Here is a 17,146-nt window from a genome sequence, read left to right on the forward strand (position 1 = left end):
GACCGGTACTAACCTGCCGATAACTTCACAACCACACTCACACGAGTCAAAAAGATTTCATTGCGTGTCGCGTCCACTATGCGGTTCCCGAGTCACGGGCACCAACCCCCTAACCCCCACCAAGTGTTTGGTGGGTGTGGTTGGGTCGGGGTTGCCTGGTTCTCGATAAGGTTACGGTGGTCATAGCGTGGGGGAAACGCCCGGTCCCATTCCGAACCCGGAAGCTTAGCCCCACAGCGCCGATGGTACTGCCCTGGTGACGGGGTGGGAGAGTAGGACGCCGCCGGACAACCATTCCCGACAGGGGGTGGGAGCAGTCGCAACAGCGACCGACTCCCACCCCCTCTCGGCATTTCCGGAACACTTCCCAGGGTCGCCGGCGACCCTCCTGCACGCAGACCGCTCGCGTCTTCCACCCTGTGGAATGCTGGTTCCGTCAGGCGACACGTCTGGCGATCCGACGGGGAGGTCGACGTGGCAGAACCTGGTGTGCAGTCCGTGGAGCGGGCGCTCGACCTGCTCGAGATCATGGCGTCGCTCGACGGCGACACCGGCCTGAGCGAGCTCTCGGAGCAGTCCGGGCTGCCCTTGCCGACCATCCACCGGCTGATGATGACCCTCGTCGGCCGCGGTTACGCCCGGCGGCTGCCCTCACGCCGCTATGCGCTCGGCGCGCGGGTGATGGGCCTCGGCGAGGCAGCCGGCCGTCAGCTCGGTGCGGGCGCGCGACGACACCTGGCGCGCGTCGCTCGGGAGCTGGGCGAGACCGCGAACCTGGCCATGCTCGACGGAGAGATGGCCGTGTACGTTGCCCAGGCGGCGTCGTCGCACTCCGTGCGGATGTTCACCGAGGTGGGACGGCGCGTGCACCTGCACAGCACCGGTGTGGGCAAGGCACTGCTGGGCGAGCTGCCCGAGGCCGCGGTGCGCGACATCGCCGTTCGTGCCGGGCTCGCTGCCGCGACCGACCGGACGATCACCGACGTCGAGGCCCTGCTGGCCGCCGTCGGCGAGATCCGTGAACGCGGGTATGCCGTGGACGACGGTGAGCAGGAGGTCGGCGTGCGGTGCTTCGCCGTCGTCGTGCCGGGGGTGCCCGTGCCTACCGCGCTGTCCGTGTCCGGGCCCGCCGCTCGGGTGTCGTTCGAGTTCGGGGAGCGTGCCGTGCCGGTGCTGCACGAGGTGGCGCGGGAGATCACCGCGGAGCTGTCCGGCGGCTGAGGGAGCGCCGTCGCGTTGACCGGGCGTCGTCGGGCACCTAGGGTTTTCACTAGGAAGTATTTGGTTTCCGCATCGTGGAATTAGGCGGGACCCGAGCCGATCGACCAAGGGAACTCGACGTGGACACTCCGGACGGCCTGACGATCACCGGCGACATCGCACCCCGCGCGGAGGAGGTGCTCACCCCGCAGGCGCTCGGGCTGATCGTGGCCCTGCACCGCGAGCTCGACGACCGCAGGCTGGAGCTGCTCCAGGCCCGCCGGCGACGCGTCGAGGACCTCGCGGCCGGCGGCACGCTGGACTTCCTGCCCGAGACGCAGCACATCCGCGAGGACCCGACGTGGCGCGTGGCCCCGCCGGCGCCCGGGATCGAGGACCGCCGCTGCGAGATCACCGGTCCCACCGACCGCAAGATGACCATCAACGCCCTGAACTCCGGCGCGAAGGCGTGGCTCGCGGACCACGAGGACGCGAACACGCCGCAGTGGAGCGCCGTGGTGGGCGGGCAGCTCAACCTGCTCGACGCCGTCAACCGGAACATCGACTTCACGGGCGACAACGGCAAGCACTACGCGCTCAAGCCGGACGCGGAGCTGGCGACGATCATCGTGCGTCCCCGCGGCTGGCACCTGCCCGAGAAGCACCTCCTGGTGGACGGCCGGCCGGCGTCGGGCAGCCTGGTGGACTTCGCGCTCTACCTGGCCACCGCCGGCCTGCGGCAGATCGAGAAGGGTCAGGGCCCGTACTTCTACCTGCCCAAGATGGAGTCGCACCTGGAGGCACGGCTCTGGAACGACGCGTTCGTGCTGGCCCAGGACTTCCTCGGCATCCCGCGGGGCACCATCCGGGCCACCGTGCTCATCGAGACCTATCCCGCGGCATTCGAGATGGAGGAGATCCTCTACGAGCTGCGCGAGCACAGCTCGGGGCTGAACGCCGGTCGCTGGGACTTCATGTTCTCCGTCATCAAGTCGTTCCGGACCCGCGGCACCGACTTCATGCTGCCGGACCGCAACGCCGTCACCATGACCGTCCCGTTCATGCGCGCCTACACGGAGCTGCTGGTCAAGACCTGTCACACCCGTGGCGCGCACGCGATCGGCGGCATGGCCGCGTTCATCCCAAGCCGCGACGAGGAGGTCAACGCGGCGGCGTTCGCCAAGGTGCGCGACGACAAGACCCGCGAGGCGAACGACGGTTTCGACGGGTCGTGGGTGGCTCACCCCGGCATGGTCGAGCTCTGCACGGAGGTGTTCACGTCGGTACTGGGCGACCGGCCGAACCAGATCGACCGCACCCGCGAGGAGGTGCAGGTCACCGCGGCGCAGCTGCTCGACGTCGCGTCCACACCGGGCGACGTCACCGAAGCGGGGCTGCGCAACAACATCTCGGTGGGCATCCAGTACCTCAAGGCGTGGCTCGGCGGGCTCGGCGCCGTCGCCATCTTCAACCTCATGGAGGACGCCGCGACCGCGGAGATCTCCCGCTCGCAGGTGTGGCAGTGGCTGCACAACGACGTGACGCTCGCCGACACCGGCCACCAGGTCACGCGTGAGCTGATCGACCGGATCGTCGAGGAGGAGATCGCCAAGCTGCCGGGTGACGCGGCAGACTACGCGGAGGCGAAGCAGACGTTCCTGGAGGTGGCGGTCGCCGACGACTACGCCGACTTCCTGACCCTCCCGGCCTACGCCCGCATGCCGTGACCTGACGGAGGACCGTGCAACGAGGAGGTTGCCGTGGGATCTGGTGGGTCGGGGTTGCGGGACGTCGTCGGTGAGCTGCTCGGGGCGCTCGGGGCGGAGCGGGTCATCACGGACCGGCAGCGTCGGCGGACCTACGAGTGCGACGGGCTCGCCGCGTACCGCGTGATCCCCGGGGTCGTGGTCCTGGCGCGGGACGCCGCCGACGTCGCGCAAACGGTGCGGGCCTGCGCCCGGCACGGCGTGCCGTTCGTCGCGCGCGGGTCGGGCACGGGGTTGTCGGGCGGGGCGCTGCCGCACTCCGAGGGGATGCTCGTGGTCATGTCGCAGATGCGGGCGGTCCGGGAGATCGACGCCGCGAACCAGCGTGCCGTGGTCGACCCGGGGGTGATCAACCTGCAGCTCACCGCCGCGACCAGCCCGGACGGCCATTACTTCGCGCCCGACCCGTCCAGCCAGTCGGTGTGCTCGATCGGCGGGAACGTCGCCGAGAACTCCGGCGGGGCGCACTGCCTCAAGTACGGCTTCACCACCAACCACGTCACGGGCGTGGACCTGGTGACGCCCGGCGGCGAGCAGGTCGAGATCGGCGGCAAGGCACCGGACGCGCCCGGGTACGACCTGCTCGGCGCGCTCGTGGGCAGCGAGGGCACGCTCGGCGTGGTCACCGCGGCGACGGTGCGCCTGACCCGGCTGCCGCAGGAGGTCCGCACGCTGCTGGCCGCCTTCCGCTCCATGGACGACGCCGGGGCCGCCACCTCCGCGATCATCGCGGCCGGCGTGATCCCCGCCGCGATCGAGATGATGGACGCGCTCGCGATCGAGGCCGCCGAGGCCGCCGTGCGCTGCGACTACCCGCGCGGGGCGGGTGCCGTGCTGGTGGTCGAGCTGGACGGTCCGGCGCCGGACGTCGCGGGGGAGTTCGACGACGTCGTGCGGCTGTGCGAGGCCGCCGGCGCGTTCGAGGTGCGGGTCGCGGCGGACGACGACGAGCGCGCCCTGATCTGGAAGGGCCGCAAGTCCGCGTTCGCAGCGGTCGGCCGGATCAGCCCGGACTACATCGTGCAGGACGGCGTGATCCCGCGGACGGCGCTGCCGCTGGTGCTGCGGCAGATCGCGGAGCTGGGCGAGCGGGCCGGCGTGCGGGTGGCGAACGTCTTCCACGCGGGCGACGGCAACCTGCACCCGCTCGTGCTGTTCGACGGCGCGGTCGAAGGCGCTGTCGAACGTGCGGAGGCGGTGGCCGGCGGCATCCTCGACCTGTGCCTGGAGCACGGCGGGTCCATCACGGGCGAGCACGGCGTGGGCGCCGACAAGGCCAAGCACATGCCGCGCATGTTCACCGCCGACGACCTCGACACGATGCAGGCGGTGCGCTGCGCGTTCGACCCCGACGGCATCTCCAACCCCGGCAAGGTGTTCCCCACGCCGCGGCTGTGCGGGGAGCGCCCCGGGCGGCACCAGGGCGCGCACCCCCTGGCGGAGTCCGGCGTGGCGGAGGTCTTCTGATGGCGGACCTGCAGCGGCTCGGCGACGCGCTGCGGCAGCACGGGGGAGAGGTGCGGGAGGCGAGTCCGGGCGACACCGTCGACGGGGTGCTCGCCCGGGCGGTCGCGCGCCCGGCGTCGGCGGAGGGGGTGGCGGCCGTGCTGCGGGAGGCGACCGCGCAGGGACTGGTCACCGTGGCGCGCGGGGCCGGTACGGCGCTCGACTGGGGCGCGCCGCCCGAACGTGTCGACCTCGTCCTGGACACGACGGGGCTCGACCGGCTCGTGGAGCACGGCGCGGGCGACCTCGTCGTGGTCGCGGAGGCCGGGCTGCCCGTCGCCGCCCTGTCGGAGACCGTCGGGCGGGCCGCCCAGGAGCTCATGGTGGACCTGCCGCCGGGCCGGCTCGCGGGCGGGTCCACCGTGGGCGGCATGCTGTCGATCGGCGCGTCCGGTCCCCGCCGCCTGCAGCGCGGCGCCGTCCGCGACCTCGTGCTGGGCGCCACGGTGGTGCTCGCCGACGGCACCCGCGCCAGCTCGGGCGGCAAGGTGGTCAAGAACGTCGCCGGATACGACCTCGCCAAGCTCCTGACCGGCGCGTACGGCACTCTCGGCGTGGTGGTCCGCGCGGCGTTCCGGCTGCATCCGGCCCGGCCGGCCCGGGCCTTCGCGACCGGCTCCGGCCCTCTGGCCGACGTCGCCGCGCGGGCGCGGGACGTGGTGGCCTCGCAGCTCGCGCCCGCGGCGGTCGAGATCGACCGGCCCGCGGGGAGCGACGTCGCCGAGGTGGCGGTGCTGGTGGAGGGGACGACGGCCGCTGTCAGGCAGCGGGCCGCTGCGGCCGCCGAGCTGCTGGGCGGACGGGTCCAGGCCGGACCGCCGTCGTGGTGGGGCGAGCTGCCGGGGGCCGCCGTCGGGCAGAACGGGCCGACCCTGGCCAAGGCGACCGCCACGCTCACCGGGGTGGCCGACCTGCTGGCTGCGGCGCGGGACGCCGAGCGGCGGTACGACGTCGGGATCGCGCTGCGCGGGACCGCCGCCGGGGCGCTGCACGCCGCGGTGACGGGTCCGCCCGAGGCGACCGCGCTCGCCGTCGGGCACCTGCGGGCCGCCGCGCCCAGCCCGCGGGAGGGGACCGTGACCGTGCTGCGGGCGTCGCGCGACGTGCGTGCGGCGCACGACGCGTGGGGTCCCGTGGGCGGGCTCGACCTGATGCGCGCGATCAAGCGGCAGCTCGATCCCGGGCGGAACCTGGCGCCGGGCCGATTCGTGGGAGGCATCTGATGACGGAGGCGAAGCCGGACCTGCTGGGCTCCTTCGACGGGCCTGGGGTCAACCGGCAAGGGGCCTTTGACGGGCACCACCCGCCCGCCCGGGAGCTCGTGGACGACTGCGTGCACTGCGGGTTCTGCCTGCCCGCGTGCCCCACCTACTCCTTGTGGGGCGAGGAGATGGACTCGCCGCGCGGCCGGATCCAGCTCATGAAGCAGGGGCTGGAGGGGGAGCCGATGTCGCCGGCGCTCGTCCAGCACGTCGACGCGTGCCTCGGCTGCATGGCGTGCGTGACGGCGTGCCCGTCGGGGGTGCGGTACGACAGGCTCGTCGAGGCGACACGGCAGCAGGTCGAGCGGCGCGGTGCCGAGCACCGGACGCGGGGGCAGCGGCTGCTGCGGTCGGCGGTCTTCGCGCTGTTCCCGCGGCCGGGGCGGCTGCGGCGCGTGCTCCCGCTGCTTGCGGCCTATCAGCGTTCGGGGCTGTCGCGCCTGGTGCGGCCGGTGCTGGCCCGGGTCTCGCCGACGCTGGCGACGATGGAGGCGATCGCGCCGCCCGTGGGCCCGCGCATCCCGGTGCCGGCGCGCGTGCCCGCCGTCGGGGAGCGGCGGATGACGGTCGGGCTGCTGCTGGGCTGCGTGCAGCGGGAGTTCTACCCCGGCGTCAACGCCGCGACGGCGCGGGTGCTCGCGGCGGAGGGCTGCGACGTCGTCGTGCCGCCGGACCAGGGGTGCTGCGGTGCGCTGTCCGTGCACGCCGGGCGGGAGGCCGAGGGCCTGGACTACGCGCGGGCGCTGATCGACGCGTTCGCGGACGCCGGCGTGGAGCGGATCGTGGCGAACTCGGCCGGGTGCGGCTCCACGATGAAGGACTACGCGGACCTCCTGGCGGACGACCCGGAGTACGCCGAGCGTGCCGCCGCCTTCGCGGACCGGACCTGGGACGTCTCCGAGGTGCTGGCGGAGCTGGATCCCGTGGCACCGCGGCATCCGCTGCCGCTGACCGTCGCCTACCACGACGCCTGCCACCTGCGGCACGCACAGGGCGTCAAGGCCCAGCCGCGCACGGTGCTCGCGACCGTACCGGGGCTCGTGGGAGATCGCCGAGGGCGACATGTGCTGCGGGTCGGCCGGCATCTACAACCTCACCAACCCGGAGCCGGCGCGCGAGCTGGGGGACCGCAAGGCCGCGCACGTGGCGGCGACCGGCGCCGAGCTGCTGGTCACGTCCAACCCGGGCTGCCTGCTGCAGATCACCGACGCGCTGTCCCGGCAGGGGCGCGCCATGCCGACCGCGCACATGGTGCTGGTGCTGGACGCGTCGCTGCGCGGGGCAGGCCCGGAGGAGCTGCTCGGCCCGTCCCGGGGCTGATGCGCGGCGCCCGTGGACGTGCACGTCACAGTCCCTCGACCACGGGGAGCGGCCGCTCCCGTGGGAGAATGTCCGGGCATCTGTCATCGAAGGGAACACCGTGAACGAAACGCCCCGTGACCAGGGGAACGACCGCGAGGGCGACCGCCGCGGCGAGCGCAAGGGCGCCTACCGCAACGACGGCCACGCGCCGCGTCGCGACGACCGGGGCGGTGAGCGCGGTGGTGACCGGGGCCGCCGGTATGACGGCGGCCGCGGGGGCAGCGGGCCCCGGCGCGACGACGACCGTCCGCGCCGGTCCTCCGACGACCGCGGCGGCGACCGTCCGCGTCGGGACGACCGCGGCGGCGACCGTCCGTACCAGCGGGGCGGCGATGACCGTCCCCGTCGCTCGTACGGAGACCGGGACAACCGGGGCGGCCGCGACGACCGCGGCGCCCGGAACGACCGCCCGTACCGTGGCAACGACGCAGACCGTCCGCGCCGGTACGAGGAGCGCGACAACCGCGGGGGCGACCGTCCCGCGCGCCGCGACGACGGCCCCCGCCGGAGCTTCGACCGGGACGACCGGCCGCGCCGGTCCTTCGACGACCGGGGCGGCGACCGGCCGCGCCGGAGCTTCGACGACCGCGGCGAGAACCGTCCGGCGCGGCAGGACGACGACCGGCCCCGCCGGTCCTTCGGCGACCGCAACGACCGTCCGCAGCGCTCGTTCAACGACCGTGACGACCGCCCGCGTCGGTCGTTCGACGACCGTGGCGGTGACCGTCCGCGTCGTGACGACCGTGGTGGTGACCGTCCGTTCCGGCGTAACGACGACGAGCGTCCGCGCCGGTCGTTCGAGGACCGTGGCGGTGACCGTCCGCGTCGTGACGACCGTGGTGGTGACCGTCCGTTCCGGCGTAACGACGACGAGCGTCCGCGCCGGTCGTTCGACAACCGCGACGAGCGTCCGCGCCGTTCCTTCGAGGACCGTGACGGCGCCCGCGACAGCCGGGGGCGCGACGACCGCCCGCAGCGCTCCTTCGACAACCGGGACGACCGTCCGCGTCGGTCCTTCGACGACCGTGGTGGTGACCGCCCGCGTCGTGACGACCGTGGTGGTGACCGCCCCTTCCGGCGCAACGACGACGACCGTCCGCGCCGTTCGTACGGCGACCGGGACGACCGCGGCGGCCGTGGTGGGCACTCCGGCGGTGCCCGCTCGTTCCAGGGGAACGACGACCGCCCGCGTCGGTCGTTCGACGACCGCGGCGGCGACCGTCCGCGCCGTGACGACCGCGGCGGTGATGACCGTTCCCGCCGTGACGACCGCGGCGGCAACCGCTCGCGCCACGACGAGCGCGGTGGTGACCGTCCGCGCCGCTCGTTCGGCGACCGCGACGACCGGCCCCGCCAGGAGAACCGCGAGGAGCGTGAGGAGCGCGCTCCCCGCGCCCCGGAGCCGGAGATCGCCGAGGACGCCTCGTTCAGCCAGCTCGACCGCGACGTGCGCTCGCGCCTGCGCGGGCTGAGCAAGGACCACGCCGAGTACGTGGGGCTGCACCTGGTGATGGCGGGCCGGCTGCTCGACGTCGACCCGGAGCGCGCCTACGAGCACACCCAGGCCGCGGTGCGCGGTGCTGGGCGGATCGACATCGTGCGCGAGGCCGCGGGCCTCGCCGCCTACCACACCAACCGGTTCGCGGAGGCGCTGCGCGAGCTGCGCACCGTCCGCCGGCTGAACGGCTCCTCGGAGCATCTGCCGATCATGGCGGACGCCGAGCGCGGCCTCGGCCGTCCGGAGCGCGCCCTGGCGCTCGCGGCCTCGGAGGAGGCGGCGACGCTCGACGCGACCGGCCGGATCGAGCTCGCGATCGTGGCGAGCGGCGCCCGCTCCGACCTGGGCGAGCACGACGCCGCCCTGGCCGTGCTGGACAAGGTCTCCGCCGAGGACGCCCAGGGCGACCTCGGGCTGCGCGTGGTGCAGGCTCGCGCCGTGGCGCTCGAGGCCGCGGGCCGGGCCGACGAGGCCGCCGCGCTCCTGGCGACGGTCGACAGCGAGGCCCTCGAGCGGGCGATCGGCGCGCAGACGCCGGACGGGGACATCACCGTCTTCGACGTCGAGGAGGACGCGGCGATCGCCGAGCAGGAGTACGCCGCCGAGCACCCGGAGGAGTTCGCGGACGACGAGGACGACTCGGACGAGGACTCCAACGACGACGAGGACTCGGACTCTGCCGACTCGGCCGATTCCGGCGACTCCCCGGACTCTGCCGACTCCCCGGACTCGGCAGACTCGCCTGAGTCAGCTGACTCGGCCGACTCCGCCGGCTCGCCCGACGAGCCCGAGGACAGCGACGAGCCCGACACCGACGACGACGGAGCCGACGAGCCCGAGGCAGACGCCGTCGACGAGCCGAGTGCCGCCGAGTCCGACGAGGCGGCCGACACCGAGGCGGCCGACACCGAGGCGGCCGACACCGAGGCGGCCGACACCGAGGCGACCGACACCGAGGCGGCCGATGCCGAGGCGACCGACACCGAGGCGGCCGATGCCGAGGGTGAGCCGGCCGCCGAGGGCGACCGGTCCGACGTCGGGCAGGAGAAGGCGTGACGGCGACCGCCGGGCTGCTGGCGAGCGACGTCCCGCTCGCCGAGGCCTATGACCTCGCGCTCGTCGACCTGGACGGCGTGGCGTACAAGGGGCACCTGCCGATCGAGCACGCGTCGGCGAGCCTGGCCGCCGCACGCTCGGGCGGGATGCGGCTGCTGTTCGTGACGAACAACGCGTCGCGCGAGCCGGAGGACGTCGCGGGCCAGCTCACCGGGCTGGACATCCCGACCGATCCGGACGAGGTGATGACCGCCGCGCAGGCGTGCGCGGCGCTGCTCACCACGCGGCTCGACGAGGGCGCGAAGGTGCTCGTCGTGGGCGGCAAGGGCCTGGTCACGGCGGTGCGGTCCGCGGGCTTCACGGTGGTGGAGTCGGCGGACGACGAGCCGGACGCCGTCGCCCAGGGCTATTCCCCCGAGCTGGGCTGGGCGCAGCTCGCGGAGGCCGCGTACGCGGTCGGTCGCGGCGCCTGGCACGTGGCGAGCAACCTCGACCTGTCGCTCCCGACGGCGCGCGGGTTCGCGCCGGGGAACGGCGCCCTGGTGGGGGCCGTGGTGTCGGCGACGGGGGTCACCCCGGACAGCGCGGGCAAGCCGTCGCCCACCATGTACCGGCTCGCGGTCGAGCGGGCCCGGGCGAGCCGGCCGCTGGTGATCGGGGACCGGCTCGACACCGACCTCGCCGGCGCGCGCGGCGGCGGGTACCCCGGACTGCACGTCCTGACGGGCGTCTCGACGGCGCGCGACGCCGTGCTGGCCGTGCCGGGGGAGCGCCCGTCGTTCGTGGGGGCCGACCTGCGGGCCCTGCTGGAGTCGCACCGGGCGCCGGAGCTCGCGGACGGGTGGTTCGTGTCCGGCGGCGCGGCGGCCCAGGTGGCCGACGGCGAGCTGCGGCTCGACGGCGCCGGGATCGACCTGGTCCGCGCCGCGTGCGCCGCGTCCTGGGCCGCGACGGACGCGGGCGAGCCCTTGGACCCGGCGTCGGTCCCGGACTTCTCGCTCTGATCTCTTCGAAGGCGGGGACCGGGCAGGCTGCGCGGTACCGCTTCTCCCCGCAGAGAACCTGACGGAGTTCTCCCAGGTTCTGTCGGAGGCGACAGGTACCGTGTCTTGCAGCATGCCGACGGTTCGCGCGCGGTGGGCCGTCACCAGGGAGCCGGCAAGAGAAGGCACCAGCAGGCACGAGCACGGACGAGCACAGTGGAGCGTTGACGCACGATGGACGAGTTCTACGAGACCCAGGAACCCGCGACCGGCCCGGCCGATCCCGAGGCGGGCGTCCGGCATGCGCTCGACGCGCTCGACGGGCTCGACGACCTGCCCCCGGCCGAGCACGTCGCCCGGTTCGAGGCGGTCCACGACGCCCTGCGCGCGCACCTGAGCGGTGACGCCTGACGGTGGTGACGACGACTGTGAGCACGCGCGTGGACGCGGAGCTGGTTCGTCGCGGGCTGGCCCGTTCGCGGCGGCACGCCGCGGAGCTCGTCGCGTCCGGCCGGGTCACGGTGGCGGGGCGGGCGGTGGTCAAGCCCTCGTCGGCGGTGTCCGACGGCGACGAGGTGTCGGTCGCCCCCGGCGCCGACCCCGAGCACGAGTATGCGTCGCGCGCCGCGCTCAAGCTGGTCGGGGCGCTCGACGCCCTGGCCCACGTGCCGGGCGGACCGGTGGTCGAGGGCGCGTTCTGCGCCGACCTCGGCGCCTCGACCGGGGGCTTCACGGACGTGCTGCTGCGCCGCGGCGCCGCCCATGTGGTGGCGGTCGACGTGGGCCACGACCAGATCGTGCCGGCGCTGCGTGACGACGACCGGGTGACGGTGGTCGAGGGCCTCAACGTCCGCGACCTGACGCCGGGCGACCTGGCCCGGGCCCCGGACCTCGTGGTCGCCGACCTCTCGTTCATCTCCCTGACCGTCGTGCTGCCCGCCGTCGCGGCCGTGCTGCGCCCGTGGGCGCAGGCGCTGCTGATGGTCAAGCCGCAGTTCGAGGTGGGGCGCGAGCGCCTCGGCAGCGGCGGCGTGGTGCGCGACCGCGCGCTGCACGCCGAGGCGGTCACCACCGTGCTGCGCGCCGCCGAGGGCCTGGGCCTGCTGGCGCGTGCGGTGGTGCCGAGCCCGCTGCCCGGTCCGAGCGGCAACCGCGAGTTCTTCGTGTGGCTGACGCCGGCGGGCGCGACCGACTGGACCCCCGGGGACGACCTGGCCCTCGCGGCGGCCGTCGAGACGGCGGTGGGCTGGGACCCGGCCCACGGCGAGCCCGCGGCCCGGCCCGGCCACCCGCCGGAGCCGCCGGCCGTCGTCGTGCACGGGCGGCAGGACGACGCACCCCCGGCCGACCGGCCGGCAGGACGGCAGGAGCATCACACGGACCAGACGCAGACAGACCAGCAGGACACCGTCCAGCAGCAGACCGAGCAGAAGGAGTCCCGACCGTGACCCGGCGCGTCCTCATCGTGACCCATGGTGGTCGTCCCCGGGCGGTCGCCGCGCTCGCCGAGGCGCTGCGCGAGCTGAAGGCGGCGGGCTTCGAGTACACGCTGCACGACGACGCGCTCGCGGAGGAGTTCGGCGACCACATGGCCGCCAAGCGCCTCGCGGAGGGCGTGCACAACGCCGAGGCAGTGATGGTGCTCGGGGGCGACGGCACGATCCTTCGCGCGGCGGAGCTGACCCGCGGCACGGACGTGCCGCTGCTCGGCGTGAACCTCGGGCACGTCGGCTTCCTCGCCGAGTCGGAGCGCGAGGACCTCGGCGCCGCCGTCCGGCGGCTGGTCGCCCGGGACTACGACGTGGAGGAGCGTGCCACGGTCGACGTGACCGTGCATCTGCCGGGCACCGCGGAGCCGGTGGTCGGCTGGGCGCTGAACGAGGCGACCGTCGAGAAGGCGTCGCGCGACCGCATGCTCGAGGTCGCGATCGGGGTGGACGGCCGTCCGCTGCTGTCGTTCGGCTGCGACGGGGTGGTGATGTCCACCGCGACGGGCTCCACGGCCCACGCCTTCTCGGGCGGCGGGCCGGTGATCTGGCCGGACGTCGACGCCGTGCTGATGGTGCCGCTGTCGGCGCACGCGCTGTTCGCGCGGCCGCTCGTGATCGGCCCGAAGTCGCGGTACACGGTCGACGTGCTGCCGCAGTCGACGGTCGAGGGCGTGCTGACCTGTGACGGGCGCCGGGAGATCCGGCTGCCCCGCGGTTCTCGCGTCGTCGTGCGCCAGGGCGGTACGGTGCGGCTCGCACGGTTGTCGAACGCGCCGTTCGCGGACCGCCTCGTGTCGAAGTTCAGCCTGCCCGTCTCGGGCTGGCGGGACCGTGTCGGGTCGGGGCAGGCAGCAGGGCAGGATGTACCTTCTGACCCAGCCGACCCCACAACAGAGAATTAAGGAGTCAGGTGCTCGAGGAGATCGCTATCGAGAACCTGGGCGTCATCCGCTCGGCCCGGGTACCCCTGTCGGACGGCCTGACCGTCATCACGGGCGAGACGGGCGCGGGCAAGACGATGGTGCTCACGGGGCTGAACCTGCTCATGGGCGCCAAGGCGGACCCGCAGTCGGTGCGCCCGGGCGCGTCGTCGGCAGCGGTCGAGGGGCGGGTGCGCGTCTCCGGGCGCGACGCCGTGCTGGGCCGCGTCGACGAGGCGGGCGGCGAGGTGGAGGACGACGGCACCGTCGTGATCCTGCGGACCATCGCCGACGGGCGCTCCCGCGCGCACCTGGGCGGCCGTGCCGTGCCGCAGGGCGTGCTCGCGGAGATCGCCGAGGACCTGTTCACCGTGCACGGCCAGGCCGACCAGCTGCGGCTGCGCACCTCCGCGAAGCAGCGCGACGCGCTGGACACGTTCGTGGGCCCCGCCCACCAGCGCGTGCTGGCCGCCTACCGCACCGCGTGGAGCGAGCGCGGCGGCCTGCTGACCGAGATCGCGGACCTGGAGGCGCGCGGCGCCGAGCGGGCCCGCGAGGTGGAGCTGCTGCGCATCGGCCTGGAGGAGATCGAGCGGGTCGACCCGGTCAGCGGCGAGGACGTCGAGCTGCAGGCGCTGATCGAGCGCCTGTCCAACGCGGAGGGCCTGCGCACGGCGGCCACCGAGGCGCACGAGGCCGTCGCGGGCGAGGACGCCGACGGCGCCCGGGAGAACGCGATCGCGCTGGTCGAGCGGGCGCGGCGCGCCCTGGACGCGGCGGCGCACTCCGACGCCGCGCTCGGCGTGCTCGCCACCCGGTTCGCCGAGGTGGGCTACCTGCTGTCGGACGTCGCGACCGACGTCGCCGCCTACGTGGACGACCTGCAGGCCGACCCGGCCGGGCTGGAGACGGCGCACAACCGGATGGCGGAGCTGAACGCCCTGACCCGGTCCTACGGCGAGACCATCGACGAGGTGCTGCAGTGGGCCAGCGACGCGGGCCTGCGCCTGCTCGACCTGGACGACGGCGGCGACCGCCTCACCTCGATGCGGGCCCGCGTGGCCGAGCTGGACGGCGAGCTGGCCCGGCTGGCGGAGATCCTCACGGCCGAGCGCACCCGCGGCGCGACCGAGCTGGCCGAGGCCGTGACGAGCGAGCTGCACGGCCTCGCGATGGGCGGCGCGCACCTCGTGGTCACGGTGGACCTGCTCGACCAGCCGGGGCCGTTCGGCGCCGACCAGGTCACGTTCCTGCTGGTGCCGCACCCGGGCGCCCCGGAGCGCCCGCTCGGCAAGGGCGCGTCCGGCGGTGAGCTCTCCCGCGTGATGCTCGCCCTGGAGGTCGCCCTGGCGACGTCGGGCGGCGCGGCCGCGGCGCGCACCGCCGACACCCCGCGCAGCACGTTCGTCTTCGACGAGGTCGACGCCGGGGTCGGCGGCCGGGCGGCGGTCGAGGTCGGCCGCCGGCTCGCGCAGCTCGGGCGCAGCACCCAGGTGGTCGTCGTGACCCACCTGGCCCAGGTCGCCGCGTTCGCGGACGCCCACCTCGTGGTCACCAAGAGCTCGGACGGCGAGGCCGGCGCGAGCGACGGGGACGACGGGATGATCACGGTCACGGGCGTGCGCGAGGTCACCGCGGACGCACGCGTCCGCGAGCTGGCGCGCATGCTGTCCGGCCAGGACGACTCGGAGACGGCGCGTACCCACGCGCTGGAGCTCCTGGAGTCCTCGGTCGTGGGACGATAGAGCGGATGAAGCTGATCTCCCGACCCGAGAAGCGCGCCGACAAGGGCGCAGCGAAGAGTGCCGCCGAGCAGGCCCCGGTGCTGCCGCAGGCCGTGGCGCACGGTCCCGCCCGGATCGGAGCGCGCACCAAGGAGCTCACGTCCCGGCTGAACCACGGCGACGTCGCCGTGATCGACCACGTCGACATCGACCGTGTCGCGGCCGACGCCCTGGTGTCGGCCGCGCCCGTCGCCGTCCTGAACGCCGCCCCGTCGACGTCCGGCAGGTACCCCAACACGGGCCCGGACATCCTGGTCGAGGCCGGGATCGTCCTGGTGGACGACCTGGGGCCGTCGGTCATGACGATCGACGAGCACGCCGACGTCGAGATCGTGGGCGGCGAGGTCGTCGTCGACGGCGAGGTCGTGGCCACGGGTACGTACCAGACGCCGCGCACCGTGGCCGCGAACATGGCCGCGGCCCGCGAGGGCCTGTCGGCCGAGATCGAGCGGTTCGCCGAGAACACGATGACGTACCTGCGCCGCGAGCGGGACCTCCTGCTCGACGGCGTCGGCGTGCCGGACATCCGGACCCACATCGACGGCCGGCACGTGCTGATCGTGGTGCGGGGCTACCACTACCGGGAGGACCTGGCGCAGCTGCGGTCCTACATCCGGGAGAACCGCCCCGTCCTGATCGGCGTGGACGGCGGTGCCGACGCGATCATCGACGCGGGCTGGCAGCCCGACATGATCGTGGGCGACATGGACTCCGTCTCCGACCGGGCGCTGGCCTGCGGTGCGGAGATCGTGGTGCACGCCTACCGCGACGGCAAGGCGCCCGGGCTGGAGCGCGTCAAGGCGCTCGGCGTGGAGCCCGTCGTCTTCCCCGCCACGGGGACCAGCGAGGACATCACCATGCTGCTGGCCGACGACAAGGGCGCCGAGCTGATCGTCGCCGTCGGCACGCACGCGACCCTCGTGGAGTTCCTCGACAAGGGGCGCTCGGGCATGGCCTCCACCTTCCTCACCCGGCTCCGGGTCGGCGGCAAGCTGGTCGACGCCAAGGGCGTGTCCCGGCTGTACCGCACGCGGATCTCGAACACCCAGCTCACGCTGCTGTCGGGCGCGGGCGTCGCGGCGGTGCTCGCGGCACTGGCCTCGACGTCGGCCGGCCAGACCTTCTTCGGACTGATGGGGGCACGGTTCGACGACGTCGTGTCCTGGATCGGTAACCTCTTCGGCGGCTGACCTGCGAGGATGCCTCCCGCAAGCACGCCGCCCCGACCTGACACCGGGCCTCCCACCGCCCGGAACATGCTTAAGGACTCCTTCCCACCGTGATCGACTTCCGATACCACCTCGTCTCGCTCATCTCCGTCTTCCTCGCCCTCGCCGTCGGCATCATCCTCGGCGCCGGCCCGCTGCAGGGGGCGATCGGTGAGACGCTGACGGAACAGGTGGACGCGCTGCGTGCCGAGCGCACCGACCTGCGCACCGAGCTGGACGCCACGCAGGGCGCGCTGGACGGCGACGAGCGGTACATCGAGGCGGTGGGCACGCGCCTGGTCTCCGGCTCGCTCGAGGGCGAGCGCGTGGCGGTGGTGCAGCTCGGCGAGGTCTCGCAGGAGGTGCACGACGGCGTGCTGAACCAGCTCGACACCGCGGGCGCCTCGGTCGTGGCCAAGACGGAGCTCACGGAGGCGTGGACCGACCCCGCCGAGGAGTCGACCCGCGAGACCGTCGCCGAGGGGCTGCGCGTCAACCTCGGCTCCGCGGTCCCCGAGACGGACGACCCGAACGCCCTGCTCGGCGCGGCGCTGGCCCTCTCGCTCACCGGCAGCGACGGCGGCGCCGACCGCAGCTCGCAGGCCACCGACCTGGAGGCCCAGCTGGAGCGGTTCGGCTTCGCGGAGCCGGGCGACGAGCAGACGGAGGCCGCGCAGGCGCTCGTGCTGCTCGTGGGCCCCGCCGGGCAGCCGCAGGAGACGGCGGACGGCACCACCGAGGAGGCGGAGCCGACGCCGGACGTGTGGACGGCCGTGACGCTGGCGGCCCAGGAGGTCACCGGCGCGGCGATCCTCGCCGGCCCGACGGACGACCCGGGCGACGCCGTGCAGGCGGTGCGCGACGACGAGGACATCGCCGCGGTGGTCACGACCGTCAGCGGCGTCGACCGGCTCGTGGGCCGCATCAACGTCCCGCTCGCAGTCGCGGCGCGCCTGGACGGCGTCGTCGGGCAGTACGGCCTTGAGGACGACGCGACGGCGGTGCTGCCGCCCGCCGCGGACGACACGGCCGGCGACACCGTCGGCGACACCGCGGGCTGAGCAGGTACGAGCAGAGGCCGAGCCGGCACGGGCAGCGAAAAGACCGATAC

General features: G+C 74.2%; 14 protein-coding genes and 1 rRNA gene. 14 read left to right on the forward strand and 1 reads right to left on the reverse strand.

The genetic code is table 11. The features are described 5' to 3' along the window. Positions 1-172: 172 nt before the first annotated feature. The 6 genes from rrf (at position 173) to QRN56_RS27685 (ending at position 7,158) form a co-directional block, all read left to right on the forward strand. Positions 173-289: ribosomal RNA gene (gene rrf, locus QRN56_RS06175) — 5S ribosomal RNA — on the forward strand. A 185-nt stretch (positions 290-474) separates the two neighbouring features. Beyond that, the gene (locus QRN56_RS06180) at positions 475-1,221 is read left to right on the forward strand and encodes an IclR family transcriptional regulator (RefSeq protein ID WP_285101931.1); all 747 of its coding nucleotides are present in this window, start codon (positions 475-477) and stop codon (positions 1,219-1,221) included. Positions 1,222-1,340: 119 nt separating this feature from the next. Beyond that, positions 1,341-2,927, forward strand: a complete 1,587-nt coding sequence (aceB, locus tag QRN56_RS06185; RefSeq protein WP_285101932.1) for a malate synthase A — start codon at positions 1,341-1,343, stop codon at positions 2,925-2,927. 33 nt (positions 2,928-2,960) lie between these two features. Next, complete coding sequence (locus QRN56_RS06190) at positions 2,961-4,433, forward strand: FAD-linked oxidase C-terminal domain-containing protein (RefSeq protein WP_285101933.1); 1,473 nt, start codon at positions 2,961-2,963, stop codon at positions 4,431-4,433. Then, positions 4,433-5,695: an FAD-binding oxidoreductase gene (locus QRN56_RS06195; protein WP_285101934.1), complete on the forward strand. Its 1,263-nt coding sequence runs from the start codon at positions 4,433-4,435 to the stop codon at positions 5,693-5,695. The genes QRN56_RS06190 and QRN56_RS06195 overlap by 1 nt, the downstream gene beginning before the upstream one ends. After that, entirely contained in the window at positions 5,695-7,158 is a 1,464-nt protein-coding gene (locus QRN56_RS27685; RefSeq protein ID WP_502928756.1) for a heterodisulfide reductase-related iron-sulfur binding cluster, read from the forward strand. The genes QRN56_RS06195 and QRN56_RS27685 overlap by 1 nt, the downstream gene beginning before the upstream one ends. Here QRN56_RS27685 and QRN56_RS06210 read toward each other — a convergent pair. Next, positions 7,080-8,243: a hypothetical protein gene (locus tag QRN56_RS06210; RefSeq protein ID WP_285101935.1), complete on the reverse strand. Its 1,164-nt coding sequence runs from the start codon at positions 8,241-8,243 to the stop codon at positions 7,080-7,082. The genes QRN56_RS27685 and QRN56_RS06210 overlap by 79 nt on opposite strands. Before the next feature lie 300 nt (positions 8,244-8,543). Here QRN56_RS06210 and QRN56_RS06215 point away from each other — a divergent pair, with 300 nt between their 5' ends. The 8 genes from QRN56_RS06215 to QRN56_RS06250 all read left to right on the forward strand — a co-directional run bounded on the left by QRN56_RS06215 (position 8,544) and on the right by QRN56_RS06250 (position 17,096). Next, positions 8,544-9,650, forward strand: a complete 1,107-nt coding sequence (locus QRN56_RS06215; protein WP_285101936.1) for a prolipoprotein diacylglyceryl transferase — start codon at positions 8,544-8,546, stop codon at positions 9,648-9,650. Beyond that, the gene (locus QRN56_RS06220) at positions 9,647-10,654 is read left to right on the forward strand and encodes an HAD-IIA family hydrolase (RefSeq protein ID WP_285101937.1); all 1,008 of its coding nucleotides are present in this window, start codon (positions 9,647-9,649) and stop codon (positions 10,652-10,654) included. Before QRN56_RS06215 ends, QRN56_RS06220 begins: the two co-directional genes overlap by 4 nt. A gap of 213 nt (positions 10,655-10,867) precedes the next feature. After that, a complete protein-coding gene (locus tag QRN56_RS06225) occupies positions 10,868-11,044 on the forward strand; it encodes a hypothetical protein (RefSeq protein ID WP_285101938.1) in 177 nt (58 codons plus the stop codon). A gap of 5 nt (positions 11,045-11,049) precedes the next feature. After that, the gene (locus QRN56_RS06230) at positions 11,050-12,081 is read left to right on the forward strand and encodes a TlyA family RNA methyltransferase (RefSeq protein ID WP_350224556.1); all 1,032 of its coding nucleotides are present in this window, start codon (positions 11,050-11,052) and stop codon (positions 12,079-12,081) included. Continuing rightward, on the forward strand, positions 12,078-13,025 hold the full coding sequence (locus QRN56_RS06235) for an NAD kinase (protein WP_285101939.1): 948 nt from the start codon (positions 12,078-12,080) through the stop codon (positions 13,023-13,025). The genes QRN56_RS06230 and QRN56_RS06235 overlap by 4 nt, the downstream gene beginning before the upstream one ends. Positions 13,026-13,033: 8 nt before the next feature. Continuing rightward, positions 13,034-14,788: a DNA repair protein RecN gene (gene recN, locus QRN56_RS06240; protein WP_285101940.1), complete on the forward strand. Its 1,755-nt coding sequence runs from the start codon at positions 13,034-13,036 to the stop codon at positions 14,786-14,788. Positions 14,789-14,793: 5 nt separating this feature from the next. Next, the gene (gene steA, locus QRN56_RS06245; RefSeq protein WP_285101941.1) at positions 14,794-16,017 is read left to right on the forward strand and encodes a putative cytokinetic ring protein SteA; all 1,224 of its coding nucleotides are present in this window, start codon (positions 14,794-14,796) and stop codon (positions 16,015-16,017) included. A gap of 89 nt (positions 16,018-16,106) precedes the next feature. Continuing rightward, positions 16,107-17,096 carry a copper transporter gene (locus tag QRN56_RS06250; RefSeq protein WP_285101942.1) on the forward strand — a complete coding sequence of 330 codons (990 nt, stop codon included), beginning with the start codon at positions 16,107-16,109 and terminating at the stop codon, positions 17,094-17,096. Positions 17,097-17,146: the final 50 nt, after the last annotated feature.

This window comes from Promicromonospora sp. MEB111, assembly GCF_030209445.1.
In the GTDB taxonomy this organism is placed as follows: domain Bacteria; phylum Actinomycetota; class Actinomycetes; order Actinomycetales; family Cellulomonadaceae; genus Promicromonospora.